We start from the raw sequence: 24,205 nt of genomic DNA on the forward strand, positions 1-24,205 counted from the left end.
CCCTTTCATTCCAGTGGTCATACCCCTTATAATTGAAGAGTAAGAGAAAAACGAACAAGAGGAGCAGCTGGAATGAAGAGAACTAGGTATACAGCGATCAGTGTTTTTCTAGGCGCCTTCTTATTGTTAAGCGGATGTGCGGGTGGAACGATTGATGCTGATCAGGGGATCAAGGATGAGCAGATTTTGTCTGAACAGGAAGCTGAGGAAGGTACTCAGGAGCAGGAAGGTTCGGAAGAAGAAAATGGTCGAAATGTAGGAGAAGCGGACGAGGAGGTAGAGGAAGAAGTTATAGAAGAGGAGCCAGAGGGATTTGTTAGTCCCTACGAGTTTGATTATCCGGATGCGGTTCGAGGAATCTATGTGACGGGACATTCGGCTGGCGGAGAAAGATTTACAAGATTGATAGATTTGATTAATAGCACGGACTTAAATGCGATGGTTATTGATATTAAAGATGATCATGGATACTTAACGTTTAGACCGGAAGAGGACTCTGAATTGTACGGTGTTAGTCAAAGATACATTAGAGATATTAAAGAAGTACTTGAAACGCTAGAAGTACATAATATCTATCCTATTGCAAGGATCGTTGTCTTTAAAGATAGTGTGATTGCGAACGAAAAGCCTGAGTGGTCATTTTTAGAAAATAACTCAGTGTGGAAGAACAATCGTCAAGAATCCTTTATTAATCCGTTTTTGAAAGAGGTTTGGGACTATAATATTGAGTTTGCTAAACTAGCCGCAGAGCTAGGCTTCAAAGAGATTCAGTTTGATTATGTGAGATTTCCAGAAGGCTTTGAAAAAAGAGATCAGCAGCTTACGTACAGCATGGGAGAATATTCACCTATTCCCATCCTAGATGAAGACGGTGAGACGATTGGTGAGGATTACGTACAGCCTAGAGTAAATGCTGTAACTGATTTCGTGGCTTATGCCAAGCAGGAGCTTGCTGGCTATCCTGTTGATGTATCTGTTGATATTTTTGGATATGCGGCAACGCTGCCAGAGGCTCCGGGAATTGGACAAAACTTCTTGAAAATAAGCAGCCATGTGGATGTCATTTCCTCCATGATCTATCCGAGTCATTGGACCTCATACTTTGGTATTGCTAAGCCAGATTTAGAGCCTTATCGTTTAGTGGAGGAGTATGCTAAGGTTGAAAATAGCAAGCTAGATGAGCTAGACAATCCTCCAGTATCAAGACCTTGGCTTCAAGACTTTACAGCTTCATGGCTAGGAAAGGGTAATTACGTCAAGTATGGCGTGGATGAGGTAGAGGCCCAAATTAAAGCACTGAATGAAGCAGGAATCTGGGAATTTCTATTGTGGAATGCCAATAATAATTACACGCCCGATGTGAATTATCTACCTATTGGTCCTGTTCCGGCAGACTTTGTTGAGCAAGGTACGGAACGTAGGGCTAAAGTAGATGAGCGCAGGTTTTCTAGCTCCGAATGACAGAGAAATGAAATAAACAATAAGTCATAAATTGAATAAATAAGTATGCATGCATCCTAAAAATCCCTTATCTCTTCTAGTGAGTTAGTGGATTTTTAGGATTATTTTTTGTTTCCTTGATTGAGCTGGTGGATTTTGGGGTATACAGGTAGCATAAGCGATATTAAATATTTGAAGAGTTGATTAAGTGGCACATTGTCCGTAAGATTCATACGTTACTATATAAAAAACCTTGCTAAGGGGGGAAATTGCATGATGAATCATGACATGTATTCTTCGCAACTGGAAAATCGTTCTTTTACTCCAGAGCATAAACTGTCACAGCACAAAACGGTATATCATTCATCGGTTTATAAATTTAAGGATATTGAAAATGTCATTCAACTATCTCATCGACTACCACAGCCTTTTTTCAACAGTAAGATGGTTCAATTTAATAAGCTTTACTACCTAGTGGTTTATTATCCTGAGCATCGCTTCATTCGGAATAGGGATTGGGTTGAAAGCTTGGTTTTAGAGTACGGTGAAAGAACACCAATTTCGGTTCATCGCTTAGAGGAATATGGCAAGATGATTATTTCAGATAACGCCTTGGCAACGATCAAGCACTTTTTTAAACAGCTTGTCTAATATTGAAAAAACTTAATTTAAATGGTTTGTGTACTGTAAAAAAACAAATTATTTACTTTGAGTCGCATAATAAGATCCCGTCATCCTTGATATAAGGAGACGGGATCTTTTATCTTGCAGGTTTATGTAGTAGCTGTCTAGCTACGTTTTCTTTCAACAGGCTTCCAATTATCTTTTGTACGAACAGTAAAATCATAAGCGTCATCCTTCTTTTTCCCACCAAACCAAGACGCTATTGTCGTACTAATGATTCCCGAAAAAGCAGTGAAGGCAATAATTAGTAAACCTATTAGAACAAAGTCAACGACAAATTCCATGCTGCTCACTCCTTCTATACTATATATCTATTCTATCCTAGTTTACCTAGCTTGAAAAGGCTAAGAATATCTCAAAATAGGTCAATATGGGTACATTTTTTTGCTTTTCTATTTAAGCTCTTTTATACTTTTGTAAAGATGCTTCTTAGAGGAGGATAGCCATGTTAAAGCTAAGTCATAGGGGTAACCCTTTCCGAATTGGTTTTCGTACGATTAAAACAGCTGTAGGTGTTGCCCTTGCTATCAGCTTAGCTCAGTATTTTCAGCTTGAATTTTACGTTTCGGCGGGTATTATAACGATCCTGTGTATTCAAGCCACAAAACGTAGCTCTGTGCGTAGCTCCTTATCAAGGTTTGCGGCGTGTCTTATAGGAATCGTGCTATCTATTATTTTCTTTGAAGGGATCGGTTATACTCCTTTATCTGTGGGACTCTTATTGCTGCTATTTATTCCTCTCTGTGTCCTGCTCCAATTAAAGGACGGGATAGTAACGAGCACAGTCATTATTTTCCACTTATACACCTATCAGACTGTTGATGGCTATATTGTCCTCAATGAATTAGCTTTAATCACTATAGGAATAGGCGTAGCCTTACTGATGAATGTATATATACCAAGCGTAGATAAACAATTAAAGCAGTATCAAAAGAGAATAGAAACAAATTTCAAGAAAATTTTAGAGGAATTTGCTTTTTTTCTTAGGGACGGGAATCATCTATGGGATGGTAAAGAGATTACGGAAACGTCTGATTTGTTAAAGGAAGCACAGTCCTTGGCGTTCAAGAAGATTGAAAATCATTTTCTACGCAATGAGGATAAGGACTATCATTATTTGAAGATGAGGGAGAAGCAATTTGAAATTTTAATGGACTTAATGCCTATTCTCTCAAATTTAGATCAAACGCTTGAGCAGGGCTTGAAGCTATCTGACTTTTTAGAAGAGCTTAGTGCTGGAGTACACCGAGGGAATACAGCTAGCATTTATTTGGAGAGGCTAGCGGTGCTACGTGAGGAAATTGGAGAGATGAGTCTACCTGAAACTAGAAAGGAATTTGAAACAAGAGCACATCTGTTTTATTTACTCAATCAGATTGAACGTTATTTAAAAATAAAGAATCAATTTAAGGTGGGTTAATATAGAAATGACTGTACTAGGTTAGAACCGATTAACATAGAAGTGCGCTTCTCCAATCCATTAGAATAGGGCTAAGAGAGCGTACTCTATGTTGTTTTATTAGAATTCAAGAATGTCATGGATGTTCTGGTTAGTTTCGGTTAATAACTGAAGTACTTCATTGAGATACGTACTAAATTGACCATTATTTTGGATATAATCGCGCACAATTGTATTATTTTCCATAACAAGATCATGCAGTTCGTTATGAACAAGCCGAAGATCTGATTTATCCCACTTATGTCCTGGAATGATAATTTGTTCAAGTAGATCGGTAAGTTTAAGGATTTCCTGTACAAAGCTTTCCTTACTCTTTCCACTAAAATATGCATATTGAAGGCCAATATTTTGTAAGGATTTATGTTGAGCATCTAGTTCGCTTATTGCAGTAGTGTTATTGATATAGGAATCTAGACTATTTTTGAAATATAGTAAATGATGAAAATATTGTTGAAACATATTAGAGCTCATTACATCATTTCGTTGACTGTCAGTATATATTTTTGCCAAGAAGTAGGCATTACCAAGTAAACTAAAGATAAGTAGGATAGTAAGTAATTTTTTCTTCACTTCGGAAACTCCTTTCATTAATAATCTATTTTATACGTCATGAAGCTGATCATGGATCTTTTGAAACACTTCCTCTTCCAAGTAAGATGAACTAACTGGTCTAAATGATTTGTAAGTTTACTTGAGATGCAAGTTGATTCATTCTTTTTCCACTACTAAAATAATTAAATTTTACTCTCCTTGAATCAAAATAATCGTCTATAGGAAGATTATACACTAAAATTTGTGAGTCTTAATTTTGGAACGTCGACGGTTCTTATTTGGAAAATACTAGGATTGGAATATTCTAATGTTATTCCATTTATTACTTCTCAAAAGATATGGTTCTTTTGTAAATGTAGTTGTTTTTTTAGAACATTCGTGTTCCATAAATTAAAAGATATTTTCTTTCTTTAAAAAAGGTATCAATACTGTATAATAACTTAAAGAGATAAGAGATAAGAGATAAGAGATAAGAGATAAGAGATAAGAGATAAGAGATAAGAGATAAGAGATAAGAGATAAGAGATAAGAGATAGGTGATTAGACATGACAGAAAACAACGGAGCTTTTGAAGAAACCAGTTCTGGGAAACTGAAGGAAACGTTACTGACCATAACAGAACAAATGAAGGCGGCTGGCGATGAGAAAACGGTAATAAAACTGGAAGAAATCTTGGATAAATTGAGGGATCAATTTCTTAATATCGGCTTCTGTGGGCATTTTTCAGCGGGTAAATCAACGATGATTAATCGTCTAGTAGGTAAGCCGCTTTTACCTGCAAGCCCTATTCCAACAAGTGCAAACCTAGTGCAAATTCGCTTTGGGGAGCCCCGAGCTGTCATACACATGACGGACGGAGAGAAGCTACAAATTGATGTGGACCAAATTGAGCAGTGGAAGAGCTACTGTAAAAATGGGCAGGAGGTTGAACGAGTAGAAATTTTTGACTCGGAGCCTTTGCTTGAGGGAGGCCTGCAATTACTAGATACACCAGGTATTGATTCAACAGATGACGCTCATCAGGAGGCTACCGAAGCAGCCTTACACTTAGCTGACATTGTTTTCTTTGTTACGGATTATAATCATGTCCAATCGGAAATGAATTTTGAATTTATACGAACACTGAAGGAAAAAGGGAAAACGCTAGTGTTTATCATTAATCAGGTGGATAAACATCGCGAGGAGGAGCTTTCCTTTGAAGGGTTTCAAAGCAAACTAAAGGGCGGCTTAAAGGAGTGGGGGATTCAAGTGGATGCAATCCTCTACGCTTCAATGAAGCATCCAAGTCACCCGCTGAATCAATTCGAACAAGTAAACCATTTATTCGATTATATGAAGGCGAATAAAAAAGAGCTGATTATGTGGCATGCTATGGCTAATATACAGGCTGTATTGAAGGAGCATGAGCAGATAATCCAGGAGCAAACCTTAGAAGACGCTCAGGAAAAAGTAGAGCTTATTGTTCAACTGAAGCATGATCTAAACTGGGAGCAGCAGTCCAATTGGTTCAATGCTTATGTGAATTCCTCTGAGGCAGCTGAAGCTTGGAAAACAGAGGTACGTAAAGAAGCAGCAAAGCTCATAGATAATGCGATCATTACACCTTATGTGACGACTCAGCTAGCTCAGAAATATATCGAAAGCAGGCAAAGGAATTTTAAGGTCGGCGTTTTATTTGCAGGAAAAAAGACAGAGCAAGAAAGAAAACAGCGTCTAGATGACCTATTTATTGATGTATCAAACCGAATTGAAAGTCAGATTGAATGGCATGTCAAGGAGCTGCTTAAGCGAGCAGCAGAGCGTTTAGGGATTCAGGACCAAAAGCTGCTTATTGAATTTATGGATTGGAAGGTTCCTTTTACAGAGCAAGTCCTTTCCTCCAAGGTCCAAGAGGGTGTGGTATCACAGGAATATGTGTATACGTATACGAAGGAAGTCGTTCAGGAAATTAAGCGCTTAACCCTAGTTCAGCTCGAAAAGGAGATAGGAAAGGGTCAGGAATATCTCATGCAGCAGCATGCCGAAGCTTATGCTCCTTATCAGGATCAGCTAGAGCAATATAATCATATGAAAAAGCTGGAGGATGAGCTATCGAAGCAGGAGGAGCAGGTTCAGCAGCAAATTGCAGTTCTTGTTCAAAGGATACAGAAGCTTCAGGCTACTCAGAGTAAGGAACCTGATCTTCAAACAGTCTTACAGGCTGCACAAAAGTCTATGGCAGTATCTAAGGCTAATGAGAGAGATGTTCAGCCGAATATCAAGACTGGGAGTCTAGAAGGAGAACAAAAAGAGGGATTAAACGAAACGAAAGAAATTGGAGCTGATTCTAGCTTAGGCGCGGATGCTGATGCCCCTCCTATCAAACTGGGCACGGCTGTAGAAAACATGTCTAGCTTAAACTCAGCTAAGCTGCTTGAGCAAGCAGCCATGCTGCTAACGGATACAAAAGGTATTTTACAGCGCATTTCATCTGCTAGTACTCTTGTTAGAGACATGGAAGAAAAGGCAGTCCGTTTGAAAGAGAATCGTTTTACCGTTTGTTTGTTCGGAGCCTTCAGTGCGGGGAAAAGCTCCTTTGCTAACGCTTTATTAGGTGAGCATGTGCTACCTGTTTCGCCTAACCCAACAACGGCAGCTATTAATCAGGTGCTTCCTCCAACAGAGGATCATCCCTCTGGCACAGCTGTCATACGAATGAAGCGGAAAGAGCAAATCGAAGAGGAGATTAGGACGGCTCTTGAGCGTCTACAGCTACCTGTAAAAGAGAATATGCTAAATAGCTTGCAAAGCGTTAGAACGATTGATCCACATTCTCTTAGAACGAGCTTAAAGCCGTATTTTACGTTTTTAACTGCTACACTCAAGGGCTGGCAGGAGGCTGAAGAACATCTAGGTACAGAGTTTTCGGTTGGGCAAGAGGATTATTCAGCGTATGTGGCGGTTGAGGAGCGTGCTTGTTTTGTGGAAAGCATCCAGCTTTATCACGCTAATGCTTTTACCGCACAGGGTATTGAAATTATTGATACTCCTGGAGCAGATTCCATTTATTCAAGACATACAAACGTAACGTTTAATTATATTAAGCATGCCGATGTAATTATCTATGTCACTTACTACAATCATGCGTTTAGCCGAGCGGATAGGCAATTTCTTGATCAGCTTGGGCGTGTGAAGGACCAGTTTGATTTAGATAAAATGTTTTTTATCGTGAATGCAGCAGATCTGGCAGATTCAGATGAAGAACTAACGACGGTTGTAGAGCACGTTCAGGATAATTTGTTGCGTTCGGGCATCCGATTTCCGAAGATTTATCCAGCTTCAAGCCTACGTGTGTTACAGGGACATAGGGATGAAGGAATGGAGGAATTCATTCGTTCGTTCTATGGTTTTGTGCAGCAGGATTTAACTCAATTACTGCTTGATTCGGCTCAGAGAGATGTAAGCTATGGAAGTAAGTGGCTTCATGAGCTTAAGCGTGATCTGAACAAAAATCAAGCGGACAAAGAGCAGGAAATGAAAAAGCTCCTTGAACAAAGTAAGGAGTGGAAGCTTAAAATCGGCGAAAGATCCTATGATAGCTATAGAAATGAACTAGAGCAGGAAATGAAGGAGCATGCCCATCATATTAAGCAAAGGCTGCTCTTTAAGCTATCAGAGCATCAGCAGGAGGCGTTCCATCCAAGTATTTTATCAGGGAAAAATGTTAATCAACAGCTGCTCCTTACATCTCTTGAAGAGTGTATGCATTCCATTCTATTTCAGCTAAAGGATGAGCTGAAGGCAACTAGTTTGAGGATGGAGGGCTTTATCCAAAAGCTACTTCAGCGCTCCTATGAGGAAGGAATGAAGAATGTCATTCAAGATGGAATAGTTTTATCTAACTTGACCTTTAAGGTAGAGGAGTCAGGTTTACCAATGATTCCAGAAGCTTTACCTGCTTTTTCTGAGCAGGATAAAAAGGAGCTTTTACGTCACTTTAAATCAGGAAAGCAGTTTTTTGAGGGAGAAGGGAGAACGAAGCTACGAGAGGAGCTGGAGCAGAAAGTCCAGCCTGTTGCTGAACAATATCTCGATAAGGCAACAACAGCTTTTATATCCTTTTACCATGAGCTTTGGCAGCAGGAGGAACAGAGCTACAAACAAAAAGTTCTGAAGGAAATCGATTCGGCTGTAGAAGGAAAGCTCTCTGTATTAAAAGGTGAAGTAAAGGTTGAGGAGCTTGAGCAAATCATATGCGAATATGATAAGGTCTTGGAAAATCGTGGGCTTTTACTGACGGCCCATTAATTTGAATCATACAAAAAGGAATCCTCCATAACGCAAAGCGTTTATTAATGGAGGATTCCTTTTTCATCTATACAGCTCTCTACGTACGGTGTCTCGCTGCATTATTGCAGTCGGTTTAACACACGCAACGAGTTGTGATCATCATTTAAGCTCGTGGTTGTTGTTCCATACCTTGAGAATCATCAGACTGTTCAATCTGGACAAGCTCTTCGGGGTCAGGAGTCTGTCGATCAAAGTAGTCATCATATTGGAAATGATGGATATCCTCGTAGACTATAATCATGTAATTACGGATATCCTCCATGCTTTCAGAGCCTTGTGGGCTCCAGTAATAGACCTCCATTTGATTTAGCTCCTCAGACGTCTCACCTACATCTCGGTAGTAGATAATGTCTTCTGCCTTTTTAAAGCCATTTCCTAGATAGAACTGTTCACGTCTTGCCGTATCAGGATCATTTTCAACAACAGGCTCTACCTCTAGCACAATCACTTTTTCCTTCTCTTTCAGCTCTTCAAAAATATGGCTCCCAATGCCTAAACCACGTGCTTTTTTATCTACAAGCACATAATCCACAAATACAAACTCTTCATATTCACCGTAAAGCAGAATGTATTGCTCCGTTTCTGCTTTTTTATAATTAGTATTACGGCGCACTAAATCCTCAAGCTGCTGTTTTTTCTTCATTTCCTCCTCAGGAAAGTATTGATTTAACTTCTGATACCAGCCCATCGGTCAAAAAACCTCCTTTTTGCTACTTTATCTAGTTTACCTAAATAAAACTATTTCAAACCCTTGCTGTTTCTTATAAAATAAAGGATGTATGTAATTGAACTGAATTGAGGGGGTTAAACTGTGACAACTCAAAACCAAAATCGTTTACCTAAAAGATCTGAGGTAGATCAAGCTCATACATGGGATCTCACTCTTGTTTTTAAATCTGACCAAGAGTGGGAGGATACGTTCCAGTATGTGCGTGGGAGTCTACCTAAATTTAAAGAGCTTGAAGGAACACTTGGCTCTTCAGCTGACGCTCTTTTTCAAGCCCTTACGCTTAGAGATGAGATTGCCCAAAAGGCCAGAAAAGTTTATTTATACGCTCATCTAAAAAAGGATCAAGACAGCACAAATTCTACTTATGTAGGGCTTGAGGATCGCGCAAAAAGCCTGAATGTAGATACTTTATCTGCTTTTTCCTTCATAGAGCCTGAAATTCTTAGCATTAGTGAGGACACTCTACACTCATTTCTAGATTCACATGAGGATTTAAAGCTTTATAAGCAGCATTTGTCAGAGATGACTCGAAACCGAGATCATGTATTATCTAGTGCCGAGGAGGCTATTATTGCTCAAGTAGGCGATTTAGCTGGAGCACCAGCAACGATCTTTTCCATGATCAACAACGCAGATATGAAATTTCCGTCTGTAAAGGATGAAAATGGGGAAGAAAAAGAGCTAACTCATGGTCGATATATCACTTTTATGGAGAGTGAGAAGCGTGAGGTAAGGGAAGAAGCGTTTAAAGCGATGTATTCTTCCTATAGAAAACAGAAAAATACGCTTGCTGCAACCCTTAATGCTAAAGTAAAGGGAGATATCTTCTATGCCAAGGTTAGGAAATATCCATCAGCTTTAGAGGCTGCTGTGCATAAGGATAACGTTCCAGTGGCTGTATATACCAACTTAATTGATACAATGCATGAGTATCTTCCAGTTTTCCATCGCTATGTTTCTTTACGAAAGAAGCTATTGAAGCTAGACGAGTTAAACCTATTTGATGTCTACGTTCCTTTAGTGAAGGATACGGATATCAAGTATTCGTATGAGGATGCCAAAAAGGTAGTGAAAGAATCCCTACATCCGTTAGGTGAGAACTATCTTGAGGTGGTTGAAGAAGCGTATCAAAATCGCTGGATTGATGTGTATGAAAATGAAGGAAAAAGAAGTGGAGCGTATTCAAGTGGAACGTTTGGAACTCCTCCTTACATCCTTTTAAATTATCAGGAGAATCTTGATAATGTGTACACATTAACACATGAGATGGGTCATTCTGCCCACAGCTACTACTCAAGAGCAGAGCAGCCGTTTATTTACTCAGGCTATTCTATTTTTGTGGCTGAGGTTGCATCTACGCTGAATGAAGCCCTTTTAACCGATCATTTATTAAAACAATCCGATGATCCAAAGAAAAAGCTGTATATCCTGAACCACCTACTTGATTCATTTAGAGCGACTGTATTCCGTCAAACGATGTTTGCTGAGTTTGAAATGCTTATTCACAATCTGGTGGAGCAGGGTCAGGCACTTACGGCAGAAACCTTATCCAAGCTGTACTATGATTTGAATGTGAAGTATTTTGGACCAGATATGGTCGTTGATCAGGATATTGAACTAGAATGGTCTAGAATCCCTCATTTTTATTATAATTTCTACGTGTATAAGTATGCGACTGGCTTTGCAGCCGCTACAGCGTTAAGCAAACAAATCCTTGAGGAAGGGCAGCCTGCTGTTGACAGATTTCTGTCCTTCTTGAAGAGTGGAAGCTCTGATTATCCAATTGAGGTTTTGAAAAAGGCTGGAGTAGATATGACTTCACCTGAACCGATCCGTCAAGCATTAGAGGTATTTGAAGATACACTTAACCAATTTGAGGAGCTTGCTGAGCAGCATCTTAAATAGGAAAGTATCCCTTTAAATGGTCAGTAACACGTAGAATAGGCGAACGAAGTCCAGCTATTGAGTGTCACTGATCTATATGGGTAGCCATACACTAACCATGAAAAAGCAATCAAGAACAGGAGAGATTCATGAGCTCTTATGATGTCGTTGTTATTGGTACCATTTTTGTTGATATAAAAGGCTTTCCGCAACTTAGCTATGACCCTCGTGGACGCAATATAGGGAATGTTCATTTTTACCATGGTGGCGTTGGGCGAAACATAGTGGAAACGATGGCTCAGCTTGAGGTTAAAACAGCCTTTGCTTCTACAGTAGATTCTAGTGCTTTAGGTCAAGAGGTAATGGAAAGGCTGAAAGCAAAAGACATTGAGACATCCTTTGTTCAAGAGGTAGAGCAAGGGATGGGGATGTGGCTGGCTATATTAAATGAGCAGGGGGATCTAGCTGGTTCTATTTCCCAAATGCCTTCCCATGACAATATGGAGGAAGCTATTCTAAGTAAGGTTGACGAATTTGTAGCGGCCAGTTCTGCTGTTGCGTTAGAAATTGATCTAACCGAAAGGATTGCAGAGGCTGTGGTTGAAAAGGCGCTGCAAATGGAGCGCCCGATCTATGCTCTTCCAGGAAATCTAGCTGTAATCCTTAAAAGGAAGGATTTATTCCAGCATGTGCAGTGCTTCATCTGTAATGATGTCGAAGCCACTAAAATCACGGGAATATCTCTAGGCTCTGATATACAGGTGAGAGCGGCAGCAGAGGCTTTACTGGCTCTAGGTATGAAACAGGTTGTTGTCACTTTGGGTGAAAAAGGCTGCTTCTATGCAGATGCTACAACGAAGGATCAGGGCTTTGTTGCTCCCATTCCAACGGATGTCGTTGATACTACAGGGGCAGGGGATTCCTTCTTTGCTGGGACTGTAGCCGCCCTTAGTAAAGGGCAATCCTTAGAGGATGCTGTGCTTCAAGGTACAAGAGTGGCTGCTGCGACCATTTCTTCTACTGAGAGCACCTGTCAGAATTTGCAGGAGAAATTACAAGAGTATTGAGCTACTAAATATTGGAAAAAGATCCCCAATGTTCCCTAGTTTAAAGGAATGTTGGGGATCTTATTTATCTTGGTTCGTAATAATTTCCTGTTTTTCTTACTCCTAATGAGAGATCAACCTGATCAGAAGAAAATTCAGACCAAAATGGTGGAAGAATTAACTCAAATTCATAATCTTCGAGTTGAATATCTTGTTCTTCTATTTCAATGTTTCCATGTTCATCTATAACCGGAGAAAACCTAAAATAGAGAGATTCTGGTCCCTCCCAAGAGTCATAGGAAGCAGTATAAATAATATCGTTCAGTTCATTTTTGCTTGGACTCCCTACTAAGCGAAAACTGTTACCGAACCTTGATTTAATGGAAAAGTTCGAAGGAGGTTTCTGAACCTCCTCTTGTTTGGCACTAACAGAAATATTAGGGACTCTGTTAGTAGAATTCTCAATGTAATTAGCTTCAATAGTCCATCCATGAAAGCTAATTAAAGGACCAGGCTCAAGCTTAGCTAGAGGTATTTTTGCTTCGAAATCATAGTGGAAATTGGATGTGAATGTCTTAATTGTAATGTTATCTGTATTCTCAAATGAGAGTCTGTCATTTGTAACAAATAACATTTTTCCTTTATCAGGAGAATAGATCGATTCAGCTCTATACGTCTCATCTCCAGTAGACCAATCAAAATATGCATGGCTAACGATTTCATGCTCCGTCGTTTGCTGAAAAGCAGCTTCAAAAAGAATAAAGTCGTCATAGCGAAGCAATTTTTCAAAGCGAACTCTATATCCAGGGCTTAAACTGAGGGTTCTGCCACTTAATTGAAATTCCTCACCTAATGAGCGCTTTAATGGAACAACTAGTGGTGATGATGTTGATAAATCAAATGTGGATCGAAATTCTAAATAGATATCCATTTCTTCTTGAAGCGGTGCAGTTAATTGGGCATCTACTCTAAAATTATTCGTTTCAAGAAAAAAATAGATATTTTCTCCGTCTCTGATTAAATAGGTCGTTTGGAAGGAAGATCCGCTTGTCATAAAGCTTTCTCCTGGACCTTGTGTAAGGACAATATGTAAGGGTGAGTAGTTCATATAACTAATAGTATCTTGAGAATGAAAATGCTGATTTATAAACTTTTGATCAAAATCAGGAACGCTCCCCGTAAGATATAAGGATTTTTCTCTACCATGGTTTGCTATCCATACCCCTTCAGTTTTAAAGGTTACAGTATCTTGTTCAACGTTATCTTCTGAATAGGGTATGAGGTCTCGGAGTGGAACTTTAAAATCAAAATCAAGAGCCAAATAGCTAGGATTTTCTCCAACTGTATTTAAGGAATCGTTTATCTGAATTAAAGCTTCAGGAATTGCCTTTGTATCCCCAATATTTTCATCCTCTTGATGAAAAGCCTCCCATTTTTGAACTTCACTTTGAGTGAGAGCAGTGGGTAACGACATACTTTGATAAGGGTTCCAAGTTTCCAGCAAGTCCTGATATGGATGGTGAATAGAAGCTTCAGGAGCAACAGTAAACTGAAATAATGAGTGATTATCATTTGTTTTGGTTAATTCAATAACGAGAAACACACCAACGATACATCCCAATAGTATATACAGAGTAGCTTTTTTGGAGATTCTCACCATAGCACCTCCCTCTATGAATATTCTCAATTATCTCGGTTCATAGTAAACCCCTGTAGGCTCTACTCTAAATGTTTCATTGACTTCATATGAATAAATTTGCGTAAAGAAGCTGGGTAGAATAAGATCGAATTCATAGTTGGAAATGTCAATATTCTCTACATCGCTATCGTGGAGCCATTGATCATCTTGAATGGAGTGAGCGTATTGGAAATTAAGTGTACGAGTACTCTCGGAAATGTTGAAATCAGAAAATGCTCCATAAAACACCACTTTAGAGCCCTCAACTTCCTTTGATTTTCCTTCTAGAAGGAAATAACCGTTATGAGAATGCTCAATAGTATAGGAAGTAGGTAAAGAATCAAGCTCCTTTTTCTCAGATCGAATACGAATAGTAGGGAGATCTCCGTGTTCTCCTTCAATAAACTCATCTACATAAAAAATCCAATGGAGGTAGCTGGCAAGCTCTCCTTCTTCAAGCTTTTCTAATGGTACCCTAACCTCTATATCATGTAACAAGTGAGAACTATAACTGTTAATTATCAATTCTTCTAGATTTTCGTATACCATACTTTGGTTCACTTCTGTAACAAAAAATAATTTTGTTAAATCTTCACCTTGAGAAGTTATTAAATCGGCTCTATAATTTTGGTCTTCAAGGGACCAATTAAACTCGGCAAAACTCAAGATTTCTTGCTCGATGCTCTGATGTGAGGTAGCCTCAAAGAGAATAAAATCTTTATAAACGATCATTTTTTCAAAACGAATACGATGCCAAGGACTTATACTCAAAGTGCGTCCATTCATACGATATTCCTCTCCTAATGTAAGCTCAAATGGAATAGCTACTGGATCAGATTGCTTATTTGAACCGTAGGAGGTTTTCAGGGCTATAGCTATATCCGAATCTGTTGGAAGAAGGGCCGCTGTAAAGCGTCCTCTTAAAGGCAAGTAACTGGCTTCAAGTAGAAAATATATCGCTTCTTCATCCTTCACTAAGTAGGATTCACTAAAGCTAGTATCGATAGAATATTCTTGGCTACTCTTACCATAGGAAACGCTAAGGTCAAGGAGTGCAGAGTGACTAATATGTACAATATTCTCAGCTCCGAAAATTTGATCGGCTAGCTCCGTATCTATTTCAGGAATAATCCCGTGTAAATGAAGGGTTGGTGAATGACTATCCATATCTGTAAGCCAAAATCCTTCTGTATGAAACATAACGTCTATTTGCATGCTGTATCCCCGTGAGTTTGGTATAAGGTCGTAAACGGGAACTGGAAACTCAAAATCTAGAGGAAAGTACCTCCCTCCTTCATTTATCCTGCTAATGGAGCTAGTAATTTGAGTGAAAGCCTCCGGTACAGACTTATGCTCTTTCTGTAAATCATTTTGTGAGTTAAATTGTTCTTCCTCCCATTCTGCAACTTGCTGTGGGGACATAGCAGTGGGATAGCTAAGGTGTTCGGGTATGCCAAAGGATATATTTTGATAAGAGCTTTCAATAGTAGCAGCTGGAGTAGCTGTAAGCTGATAGTATGAATTACTCTCTTTATTTGTTGTTAATTCACTAATAACAAGTACGCCTATGACCAAAATAACTATTAATATAAGTGTTGTTTTCTTTGACAATCTCATCTAAGATTCCTCCATTGGTTGTAATATGTCTATGTAATACGTGTACTGCTTTCCCTTTGTAACCTAGTAATAATGATTGCCTACCTTGGCTCGAAGTATCTCCCCGATTTATTTAAATTAAGGGAATAGTCGATTTCCTCTGAAGAGATTTCTGTGTAAAATTCAGGTAAAACAAGGTGGAACTCATACTCTGTGAAATCAATGTTTGCTTCCGCAAAATTGTTTATTCGTTTTCCATCCTTTTCTGCATGTGAATATGTAAAATCTAAGGTGTATCGCTTTTCAGGAGTATTCCTGTAATCATAGCCTCCACTGTATACTATCCGGAGACCTTCTTCGTATGTCGACTTTCCCTCTAGACGAAAGAAATCTGTGTGAGAGTGATGAATCGTAAAGGAGGAAGTCAGAGCAACAAATTCTCGTTTCTCGCTCCTAAGTATAATTTTAGGGGGGGCAGTACTTGTACTAGATTCAATTCCATCAGTATGGAATGACCACCCAAGAAAGCTCGCTAAATGACCTTCCTCTATTTGTGCTATCGGGAGCTTAATTTCAAAATCATACATTAAATGCGCATCAAAGCTATGAATTGTTAGATCCTCAACTGAGTCCAACAAGTGTACGCCTTCTGTTATAAACATTAGTTTTGCTGGATCTAGTGGATATAGTGAATTCGCTAAATACTGCTCTTTGCCATCTGACCAAATAAATCTAGCAGATATTAAGATTTCATGCTCTATACTTTGTTGAGGGGTAGCTTCAAAAAGAATAAACTGATCGTATTGAATAATACGATCCAAGCTAAGCTGATGTCTTGGACTCATAGTGAGAGCTCGACCAGAATGAAGATACTCTTCACCAAGGGTCTGATCCAAGGGAACAGAAATGGCATCAGAAAGATCCAGAGATCCAAAATCTGAACGGAAAGATAAATAGCTGTTAGAGCCTGCTGGAAGCATGACTGACAGGTATTCATCCTTTAAAGGAAAATGTAAGGTCTCTAACAAAAAATGAATAGACTCATTCTCCTTAACTAAATATGTATTTTTAAAATTGTGTTGTCTCTGAAACTCTGGAGTATCAAGATCGCTTGATAAAACAATAGATAATGGAGAGAAATTTGAAGCAAAGTTTACTTCCTTATCTGGAAATAGTAATTTGACAGGCTCATTGACAAGTGTATCAGGGATAGAACCATGTAAATGTAGCGCTTTTTCTCCATTTATATCGGTTAGCCACACTCCCTCAGCCTGGAACGTGACGATACTATTAGGAATATGCTGTTCGGGAAGTAGCTGAAAAAGAGGAACTTGAAATTCAAAATCAAGCTCATGGTAGCTTCCAGTTTCACTTACTGTTTGCAACGAATCATTTAAACGAATGAATAGGCTAGGAACTTCTTTTCTAGAATGTAGTTCTTTTTCCCTTGTCCTCTTTTGACTGGTTATCCAGTCCGTTGCTTGTTGCTCGGAAATAGAAGTCGGAAAGGCAAGACTATTAAAGTGATCTGCCTGATTTAGCATTTCTTCATATGTATGTTCAATAGAAGCCTCTGAAGTAATCTGAAGCTGATAAAATGAATTGCTATCTTTAGTCCCTGTCATTTCATTGAATAGTAACAATAGACCAATTAAGCTAAGCACAATAATAACTGTGGTTTTTCGTGATTTCATAAAAGCACCTTCCCAAGTTATAGGAGCTATTAAATGGCTCTATCATTTTTTATATAAAAGCATGAAGAAATAAGTAGTTCTGACAAAATTCAACACCTGTCATTATATCATAATAAAAGTTTTCATCGAACCCTTCTATCAAAAAAAGCACCTACAAGGTGCTTGTATGATCTATCAAAGCTGGGTGTTCATATTGTTAGCCACGCTATTCAGCTGTTCAGCATGTTTGAGCAATCATTATATTTTAGCTGGTTAGCGGTTAGCTATTCAGGAGTATTCATCATATGGTAAGCCGTAGTGGTGAATCTAGAAAGCATCTCGTCCTTTACCTGTTTATCAAGCTCCATCTGGTCTAAGGTTTCATGCATGCAGGCTAGCCATGCTTTGGCCCTAGTAGGTGTAATTTCAAAGGGAAGATGTCTAGCACGTAACATAGGATGACCATACTCTTGGCTATACAATGGGGGCCCGCCAAAAAACTGGGATAGAAATTTATACTGTTTTTCTGCGGTCAGCGTTAGATCATCAGGAAAAATAGGGGCAAGATCTGGATGCTTGGCTACTTTATCATAGAAAAGGGTGACAAGCTTCTGAAGAGTAGCTTCTCCTCCCATTCTTATATATAATGTATTTTCGGGTGTATTCATCATAAAGCTCCTTTCATTAAACATATGAATCCCCACATTTTTTTGCTAAAATAACGGTAGGAGGGATACATTATGAGTAACTTACATTTTATCATAGAAAAGCTAGAAGAGAAGAATAACATGCTGTGCTTATGCTATTTCAAGCCAGATGTTTACAATAGCCTCCAAGAGGTAGAAGAGTGGCAGCCGGAAAAAAGACTGCTTATGGATTCAGACAAGAAGCAGCTTGTTTATATTATAGATACACCTTCGGGATGGGAGTACATTCGCTTTCCTATAGAACTGTGGAAAACGGTTGATCAGGCGCTAGTGAAGGAGCAGGATTTTCTTCTCGTGACGTCAGTGACCGAAAGCGGAGAAGCCCATAAATCCTTTATCCTTAAGGATTTTCGCAAAGAGGCTGTGGATCTTATCTTGAACATGAGAAACAATGCAAACTACGGCGAGGACATGTCTGAGCTTGTAGAGGAGCATTTCGAACAGGTGCTGAACAATCATACATAACGGGGGAGTAAGGGATGAATGATAATCAGTTTAATGCTGAATTTAATGCAGAGCTTATCCCCTTTAAGCAGGCCGTAGAGGAATTGAAAATAAAGTTTAAAGGGATTAAGCAGGAATATGTGAGTATGGGCATCCATTCACCCATTGAATTTGTGATGGGAAGAGTAAAGCCTGTTCCAAGTATTTTGCAGAAGGCGGCACGGAAGAATATTGATAACTCTGAGATTTTTACCCGAATGAAGGATATAGCAGGGATTCGAATTATCTGTCCCTTTGTGGATGATATATATGCGGTTGTCCAGCTCATCAAACAGCGTAATGATATGCGTGTATTAGGCGAAAAGGATTACGTACATAGTCAGAAGCATAGCGGTTATCGGAGCTATCATTATGTTATTGAATACCCAATTCAAAGTGTTTCGGGTCCTAGAAATCTGCTTGTTGAAATTCAGATCAGAACGCTAAGTATGAATTTTTGGGCTACGATTGAGCATTCCTTAAATTATAAATATGGTGGAGAGATTCCTATGCCGATTCAGAAACGATTACAGCGCTCGGCAGAGGCAGCGTTCCTGCTTGATGAGGAGATGTCTAAAATCAAGGATGAGATACAGGAAGCTCAAAAGATATTCTCCAAAAAGGCTAGAGAAAATAACGGGAAACAAAAATAGGAAACAAAATAGGTGGCGCTTATGAAATTTGCTGTAATATCTCGTGGAGATGAATTATCAAACCAATTGAAAAATGAAATGGATCAACGTTTAGCTCAAGTAAATTTAACACAGGATGAACACAATCCGGATATTGTCATTACTGTAGGAGGGGATGGAACGCTACTTGAGGCGTTTCATCGCTATGTTCATCGCTTAGAGCAAACCTCATTTGTTGGGATTCATACTGGGCACTTGGGCTTTTATGCTGACTGGCAGCCGCATGAAATCGATATGCTTATTCGTTTGATTGGGGCTTCAGCAGGAGAGCAAAAGGATGGGTCCTGTTTATCTGGCCAGTCAGTCTATTATCCATTGTTAGAGGTGATTATCCACCACACGGATGAGAAGGAAGAGCGTTTTTTAGCGTTGAATGAATGTACAGTGAAAACGTCTGAGGGCTCTTTAGTAATGGATATTGAAGTGAATGATGAGCATTTTGAGACCTTCCGAGGGGATGGCTTATGTATTTCAACACCTTCAGGAAGTACTGCGTATAACAAAAGTTTAGGTGGAGCAATTGTACATCCTGCTCTGCCGGCAATTCAGTTGGCTGAAATGGCATCTATTAATAACCGCGTTTATCGTACGATTGGCTCACCGTTAATTTTTCCTGAGCACCATAGATGTACGTTAAAGCCCATTAATGAACGATCTTATCAAATCACATTAGATCATCTATCATTTTTGGAGCAAAATGTAGATAAAATAGTGTTTCGTGTAGCTCCAGAAAAGGTATGCTTCGCTCGCTATCAGCGTTTTCCTTTTTGGAAACGGGTGAAGGAGTCCTTTATATCAGAGAACAGAGGATAGTATGGATAAGAATATAAAGGAATCTAATAATCAAAATAACCACAAGCTCACTTTCACTGTAAAGCAGGGGCAGGAAGGATTGCTGAGAGAGTTTTTATTAGAACATCAGCAGCTTTCTAGAAAGAGCTTGAGTCAGATCAAGCACAAAGGGGACTTGAAGCTGAACGGGCAAAGTGTTACCGTCCGGGCAGTTGTTAAGGAAGGGGATCAAGTGGAGGTCATTTATCCTGTTGAGCAAGGGAGTGCTTACCTACATCCAGAGCCTATCCCCCTTGAAATTTTGTTTGAGGACGAATATATCATGCTCATTAATAAGCCTCCCGGAATGTGTGTACATCCTACTTTTTCAAATCTAAGTGGGACATTAGCTAACGGAGTGCTTTATTATTGGCAGCAGAAGGGACTACAGCAAACGTTTCATCCTGTTAATCGGATTGATAAGGATACATCAGGTATTGTCCTTATTGCTCAAAATAAATACAGTCATCAGCAGCTATCAATTGAGCAAAAGAAGGGAGCCCTGAAAAGGAAGTACTACGCATGTGTCCACGGAATAATTAAGCAGGAAAAAGGCACAATTGATACACCTATCGGTCGAAGCCCCGACTCTATCATTACCCGAGAGGTTCGTGAGGATGGACAGCACGCGATAACTCATTTCAAGGTCCTTAGAAGATTTGCAGATTACACTTGGGTTGAGATCGAGCTTGAAACAGGTCGGACTCATCAGATCAGAGTTCATTTCAGCTCTATAGGTCATCCCTTGCTAGGGGATGATTTGTATGGGGGAAGAAGAGACAAGATTCAGCGGCAGGCATTACATGCCTATTATACAAGCTTCCTGCATCCAGCAAGTAAGAGTACAGTGATTTATGAAGCTCCATTGGCACAGGATATGGAAATGTTGTTACAAAAAAAGACTAGCCCTTAATGGACTAGTCTACCGGAAACCTGAGAGTTATTTTTGATTCAAAATGTTCATGCTCCTGTTGCTTAAGTGCTAAATGCTAGTATGACTGATCCAAATGAAAACGAACTTATCAGGTGCTAAATATTTAATATCTCCCTAATCTCCTGTTCAGTTATTGATGAGATGGCTTGGTCCCCTGATTGAAGGACTGTTTCTATCAATTCTTTCTTGTTTTGCTGTAGCTCATAGATTTTTTCCTCAATGGTACCATGGGTAACCAATCTGATAACCTGCACAACATTTTTTTGACCCATACGGTGAGCTCTTCCTGCAGCTTGCTCCTCAACTGCTGGATTCCACCACAGGTCATACAGGATCACGGTATCTGCCCCTGTCAAGTTGAGTCCTGTATTCCCTGCCTTTAGAGAAATAAGAAAAATATCAGCATCCCCTTGATTAAAGCTGTCAACCAGCTTAACTCGCTCTTTTGGTGCGGTTTGACCATCCAAATAGAAAAATTTCATACCGGAGTGTGCTAATTGTTCTTTAATAATTGTGAGCATACTCGTGAATTGTGAAAAAACTAACATGCGTTTCCCATTTTCTACTGCATTTTGTACAATCTCCATTAACTGCTGTAGCTTTCCTGAATCACCCTTAAAATCTTCTATAAACAGTGAAGGATGGCAGCACAATTGACGGAGTCTCGTCAAGCCAGCCAAGATTTTCATGCGGCTTTTCTGAAAGCCTTCCCCTTGAAGTGCCTCCTGTGATTCCTTGCGGATTCTATCCAAATAAGTTATATACAATTTTTTTTGTTGATCCGTTAGCTCGGAATAGGTAACTGTTTCAATTTTATCAGGCAATTCCTTTAAGACATCCTTCTTTACTCTGCGTAATAAAAATGGGCGAATCATCCTTGATACCTTTTCAGACTCAAGTTGACGAAAATCCTTCTGATTAGGAAAGAAGTCCGGCATGATTGTTTGAAAAATGGACCACAGCTCATCAATTGAATTTTCTATCGGTGTCCCGCTAAGTGCAAAGCGAGTCTCTGATGTAATCTCTCTGACTACCTTGGCTGTTTTTGTTGTATGATTTTTTATTGTTTGCGCTTCATCTATGATCAGTGTGCTGAATCCCTGCTCTTTATAGTAATCTATATCCTGTCTTAATGTTGGATACGAAGTTATCCAAACATCTGGAACGACATTATTTTGCAATCGTTCCACTCGTTCCTGCGGCTTGCCAATCATCACCTGCGTCGTTAATGATGGTGCAAACTTTTGGAATTCATTTTTCCAGTTATACACTAGCGATGCAGGAGCAACAATTAAAGCTGGCTTAGTATCCTTGTGCTCACTTTTTTCAGATAATATAAAGGCAATACTTTGCAAGGTTTTCCCTAGCCCCATATCGTCTGCCAGGATGCCTCCAAGTCGATACTGTTTTAGCACCTTAAACCATTGGAAGCCATGGATCTGATAATCTCTAAGCTCCGCCTGAAGTATTTCAGGAATGTTGAATTCCAACTCCTCAGGGTTTTTCAAACGACTTATCAGCTGACGAAACTTCTTTCCATATTTTGTATTTCTTTTTTCTCTATCAATCAGTTCATCAAGCTGCATTCCTCTATGTACTGGAAGCTGAATGGTTTCCTGATGCAGCTGTGATGGTTTGATCTTTAAGTCTTGAAACATGCCTTGAATGGTATGAAACTCTTCAGATCCCAACGCTACAAATGCGCCATTTGGAAGTCGATAGTATTTCTTCTTTTCAACTATAGATAGCAATATTTGTCTGATATCTTCCTGCTCAATCCCTTCCATTTCAAAGCTTACCTCAAGCCAGTTGCCCGTTGAGTCAATATCAACTTTTGTAGTAGGTGTGCTCCAATTTGGTAAAATCAATTGTTTTACGGCACTCGTCAAGTGTATTTCCACTTTGTCTTCTAGCTGTGGAAGGAAAACATATAAAAACTCAAAAATCTTTTCTTCTCCTTCCAGGTATAAAACTTTCCCATTATATCTTAATGATGTAGCTTCGATCACATGCATGACAGCCTGTTCCTGCTCTGAGTCCCTCATCAAAATCGGACCGTCTTTACCGAGAACGGGGTCAAATGGATCCAGCTTATTTTCACCATAATAAAAGGCCAAGGTTACGTGGAGAAGATGATCAATACGATCAATATAAAGTCTTGCTTGAAGAGGAAATTTGGCGACATTGTTTGATACGTTTTCAGCAATCTCCAATTTACCAATCTTTGCAATCCTCGGTACGACTTGAGAGATAAACGGTTCAATTTGGATCATATCAATGGGCATCAAGGGGTTGCTTGACTGATTGACTATTTTCTTCAGTTCCTTTATGAGCAGATGCTGTTCATCAGATACCTTGTAAAAGCGATTCTCTGTGATAATATACCCATATAAATCCAAGTATTTAAGAGCATGTAGCTCTGTTAAATCTAGTTGATAATTATCAGCTTTTCCCTTTTCTAAGCGAAGTGTAAAAGGGAGATCTGTTTGATAAATGTTAATATGTGTATAGGCTTGTCCATCCATCTCAAAGTGAATCGTTCTGTCCTTAAACCTTGCAAGTAGAGTATCGGTAACCATCGGAGGAATAAAAAGAATTCGCTCAGCTGTTGAACCGTAGCCTCGATTAAACCTATCTTGGAGTTCCTGGTAGACCTCCTCGTATTTAACCGCATCTAGCAAAAGATTAATAATCTCTTGGTCCTCCTCCGTAAACTGCTGTTCCGTCGGATCATAGGTGAAGCTTTTGGTAAAAGCGTACTGTGCTTGTAATCTGATGGCATCAAGGAATTCTTTTATTTTCTTCACAACATAGGTGCGTTTTTCCCCTACCTTCATTTCCAAAGTAATAATTTGCTTTGAAGTGTAGTATGGCTTATTGATCTGGACGATCCATTCCACCATTAATGGGGTCCTGGTGCTCTCATTCTTCTGATTAGCCCCCCGTAGCGGAAAACTAGAAAAGGCTTGAATAAATTGATTAGTCAATTGCTTGGCATGGATGGCTTGTCTTTCCTCCTTCTGTCTTTCTAGCTCCTGCTGTCTCAACAGCCAAAGATCCTGCTTACTTTGCTTCCAACTAAATAGGTCTTGGTTATTTTGAGATGCATGAGATAACTGAGTTTTTTTCTGAGTACTTTGATAAATGTGGATCAGGACAGCGGCAATATGTTTACAATCATTATAGTATTGATCATAGGCAGGGCAATTGCACTCTGAAGATACGCCAAAGTCATCCGCTTCAATCGTTACAGTATATGATTTTGATCCTTTTACTTTCGCAGTCCATATATTTCTTACTGAATCATGAGCTATATCTCTGACACGGCCTTCATCGTAGTAGCCGAGCCCGCGTTTGTAGATTGTACTAGTAAACATTTCTTTTATTTCTGCTAATGTTAAGTACACAAGATTACCTCCATGTAAATCTAAAGAAAATGAGTAAATGTCGATATTCTAATTCTATCATAATGTTTTCTGAATGCCTT

18 protein-coding genes are annotated in these 24,205 nt (G+C 39.2%); 10 read left to right on the forward strand and 8 right to left on the reverse strand.

Annotated features, from left to right (window positions below):
* The first annotated feature begins 72 nt into the window (after positions 1–72).
* Both J2S11_RS19970 and J2S11_RS19975 read left to right on the forward strand, forming a co-directional pair.
* Positions 73–1,461 carry a putative glycoside hydrolase gene (locus tag J2S11_RS19970; RefSeq protein WP_307397628.1) on the forward strand — a complete coding sequence of 463 codons (1,389 nt, stop codon included), beginning with the start codon at positions 73–75 and terminating at the stop codon, positions 1,459–1,461.
* A gap of 252 nt (positions 1,462–1,713) precedes the next feature.
* Positions 1,714–2,091 carry an adaptor protein MecA gene (locus tag J2S11_RS19975; protein ID WP_307397630.1) on the forward strand — a complete coding sequence of 126 codons (378 nt, stop codon included), beginning with the start codon at positions 1,714–1,716 and terminating at the stop codon, positions 2,089–2,091.
* Between the two features lie 137 nt (positions 2,092–2,228).
* Here J2S11_RS19975 and J2S11_RS19980 read toward each other — a convergent pair whose 3' ends face one another.
* On the reverse strand, positions 2,229–2,408 hold the full coding sequence (locus J2S11_RS19980) for a hypothetical protein (protein WP_307397632.1): 180 nt from the start codon (positions 2,406–2,408) through the stop codon (positions 2,229–2,231).
* 161 nt (positions 2,409–2,569) lie between these two features.
* On the opposite strand from J2S11_RS19980, the gene J2S11_RS19985 reads away from it, so the two are divergent.
* Positions 2,570–3,544, forward strand: a complete 975-nt coding sequence (locus J2S11_RS19985; RefSeq protein ID WP_307397634.1) for an aromatic acid exporter family protein — start codon at positions 2,570–2,572, stop codon at positions 3,542–3,544.
* A gap of 99 nt (positions 3,545–3,643) precedes the next feature.
* On the opposite strand, the gene J2S11_RS19990 is transcribed toward J2S11_RS19985, so the two are convergent.
* Positions 3,644–4,153 carry a hypothetical protein gene (locus J2S11_RS19990; RefSeq protein ID WP_307397636.1) on the reverse strand — a complete coding sequence of 170 codons (510 nt, stop codon included), beginning with the start codon at positions 4,151–4,153 and terminating at the stop codon, positions 3,644–3,646.
* Between the two features lie 528 nt (positions 4,154–4,681).
* On the opposite strand from J2S11_RS19990, the gene J2S11_RS19995 reads away from it, so the two are divergent.
* On the forward strand, positions 4,682–8,422 hold the full coding sequence (locus tag J2S11_RS19995) for a dynamin family protein (protein WP_307397638.1): 3,741 nt from the start codon (positions 4,682–4,684) through the stop codon (positions 8,420–8,422).
* Positions 8,423–8,567: 145 nt separating this feature from the next.
* Here the strand turns inward: J2S11_RS19995 and J2S11_RS20000 are convergent, their stop codons facing one another.
* Complete coding sequence (locus tag J2S11_RS20000; RefSeq protein WP_307397640.1) at positions 8,568–9,152, reverse strand: GNAT family N-acetyltransferase; 585 nt, start codon at positions 9,150–9,152, stop codon at positions 8,568–8,570.
* Positions 9,153–9,275: 123 nt separating this feature from the next.
* Here J2S11_RS20000 and pepF point away from each other — a divergent pair, with 123 nt between their 5' ends.
* Together pepF and J2S11_RS20010 are read left to right on the forward strand one after the other, a co-directional pair.
* Positions 9,276–11,099 carry an oligoendopeptidase F gene (pepF, locus tag J2S11_RS20005; protein ID WP_307397641.1) on the forward strand — a complete coding sequence of 608 codons (1,824 nt, stop codon included), beginning with the start codon at positions 9,276–9,278 and terminating at the stop codon, positions 11,097–11,099.
* A 128-nt stretch (positions 11,100–11,227) separates the two neighbouring features.
* Complete coding sequence (locus J2S11_RS20010; protein ID WP_307397643.1) at positions 11,228–12,145, forward strand: carbohydrate kinase family protein; 918 nt, start codon at positions 11,228–11,230, stop codon at positions 12,143–12,145.
* A 64-nt stretch (positions 12,146–12,209) separates the two neighbouring features.
* Here J2S11_RS20010 and J2S11_RS20015 read toward each other — a convergent pair whose 3' ends face one another.
* The 4 genes from J2S11_RS20015 to J2S11_RS20030 form a co-directional block, all read right to left on the reverse strand.
* A complete protein-coding gene (locus tag J2S11_RS20015) occupies positions 12,210–13,781 on the reverse strand; it encodes a hypothetical protein (RefSeq protein ID WP_307397645.1) in 1,572 nt (523 codons plus the stop codon).
* 30 nt (positions 13,782–13,811) lie between these two features.
* Positions 13,812–15,419, reverse strand: a complete 1,608-nt coding sequence (locus tag J2S11_RS20020) for a hypothetical protein (RefSeq protein ID WP_307397647.1) — start codon at positions 15,417–15,419, stop codon at positions 13,812–13,814.
* Positions 15,420–15,499: 80 nt separating this feature from the next.
* Positions 15,500–17,092, reverse strand: a complete 1,593-nt coding sequence (locus tag J2S11_RS20025) for a hypothetical protein (RefSeq protein ID WP_307397649.1) — start codon at positions 17,090–17,092, stop codon at positions 15,500–15,502.
* A gap of 263 nt (positions 17,093–17,355) precedes the next feature.
* On the reverse strand, positions 17,356–17,739 hold the full coding sequence (locus J2S11_RS20030) for a globin domain-containing protein (protein WP_307397651.1): 384 nt from the start codon (positions 17,737–17,739) through the stop codon (positions 17,356–17,358).
* A gap of 72 nt (positions 17,740–17,811) precedes the next feature.
* Between J2S11_RS20030 and J2S11_RS20035 the strand changes: the two genes are divergently transcribed.
* From J2S11_RS20035 to J2S11_RS20050, 4 genes are read left to right on the forward strand one after another with little or no spacing between them, the layout of a single operon-like run.
* Positions 17,812–18,243, forward strand: coding sequence for a UPF0738 family protein (locus J2S11_RS20035; protein ID WP_307397653.1), 432 nt, complete (start codon positions 17,812–17,814; stop codon positions 18,241–18,243).
* 14 nt (positions 18,244–18,257) lie between these two features.
* Positions 18,258–18,914, forward strand: coding sequence for a GTP diphosphokinase (gene yjbM, locus J2S11_RS20040; protein ID WP_307397655.1), 657 nt, complete (start codon positions 18,258–18,260; stop codon positions 18,912–18,914).
* Positions 18,915–18,935: 21 nt separating this feature from the next.
* Positions 18,936–19,766 carry an NAD kinase gene (locus tag J2S11_RS20045; protein WP_307397657.1) on the forward strand — a complete coding sequence of 277 codons (831 nt, stop codon included), beginning with the start codon at positions 18,936–18,938 and terminating at the stop codon, positions 19,764–19,766.
* Position 19,767: 1 nt separating this feature from the next.
* Positions 19,768–20,697: an RluA family pseudouridine synthase gene (locus J2S11_RS20050; protein ID WP_307397659.1), complete on the forward strand. Its 930-nt coding sequence runs from the start codon at positions 19,768–19,770 to the stop codon at positions 20,695–20,697.
* A gap of 116 nt (positions 20,698–20,813) precedes the next feature.
* Here J2S11_RS20050 and J2S11_RS20055 read toward each other — a convergent pair whose 3' ends face one another.
* Complete coding sequence (locus tag J2S11_RS20055) at positions 20,814–24,125, reverse strand: DEAD/DEAH box helicase (protein ID WP_307397660.1); 3,312 nt, start codon at positions 24,123–24,125, stop codon at positions 20,814–20,816.
* Between the last annotated feature and the right edge of the window lie 80 nt (positions 24,126–24,205).

Origin of the sequence: Bacillus horti, assembly GCF_030813115.1 — a bacterium.
GTDB lineage: Bacteria > Bacillota > Bacilli > Caldalkalibacillales > JCM-10596 > Bacillus_CH > Bacillus_CH horti.

Excerpts from the sequence above, each read along its gene's own strand:
- J2S11_RS19970 (WP_307397628.1), top strand. The coding sequence starts at position 73 with ATGAAGAGAACTAGGTATACAGCGATCAGTGTTTTTCTAGGCGCCTTC.
- J2S11_RS19975 (WP_307397630.1), top strand. The coding sequence starts at position 1,714 with ATGATGAATCATGACATGTATTCTTCGCAACTGGAAAATCGTTCTTTT.
- J2S11_RS19980 (WP_307397632.1), bottom strand. The coding sequence starts at position 2,408 with ATGGAATTTGTCGTTGACTTTGTTCTAATAGGTTTACTAATTATTGCC.
- J2S11_RS19985 (WP_307397634.1), top strand. The coding sequence starts at position 2,570 with ATGTTAAAGCTAAGTCATAGGGGTAACCCTTTCCGAATTGGTTTTCGT.
- J2S11_RS19995 (WP_307397638.1), top strand. The coding sequence starts at position 4,682 with ATGACAGAAAACAACGGAGCTTTTGAAGAAACCAGTTCTGGGAAACTG.
- J2S11_RS20000 (WP_307397640.1), bottom strand. The coding sequence starts at position 9,152 with ATGGGCTGGTATCAGAAGTTAAATCAATACTTTCCTGAGGAGGAAATG.
- J2S11_RS20010 (WP_307397643.1), top strand. The coding sequence starts at position 11,228 with ATGAGCTCTTATGATGTCGTTGTTATTGGTACCATTTTTGTTGATATA.
- J2S11_RS20020 (WP_307397647.1), bottom strand. The coding sequence starts at position 15,419 with ATGAGATTGTCAAAGAAAACAACACTTATATTAATAGTTATTTTGGTC.
- J2S11_RS20025 (WP_307397649.1), bottom strand. The coding sequence starts at position 17,092 with ATGAAATCACGAAAAACCACAGTTATTATTGTGCTTAGCTTAATTGGT.
- J2S11_RS20030 (WP_307397651.1), bottom strand. The coding sequence starts at position 17,739 with ATGAATACACCCGAAAATACATTATATATAAGAATGGGAGGAGAAGCT.
- J2S11_RS20035 (WP_307397653.1), top strand. The coding sequence starts at position 17,812 with ATGAGTAACTTACATTTTATCATAGAAAAGCTAGAAGAGAAGAATAAC.
- yjbM (WP_307397655.1), top strand. The coding sequence starts at position 18,258 with ATGAATGATAATCAGTTTAATGCTGAATTTAATGCAGAGCTTATCCCC.
- J2S11_RS20045 (WP_307397657.1), top strand. The coding sequence starts at position 18,936 with ATGAAATTTGCTGTAATATCTCGTGGAGATGAATTATCAAACCAATTG.
- J2S11_RS20050 (WP_307397659.1), top strand. The coding sequence starts at position 19,768 with ATGGATAAGAATATAAAGGAATCTAATAATCAAAATAACCACAAGCTC.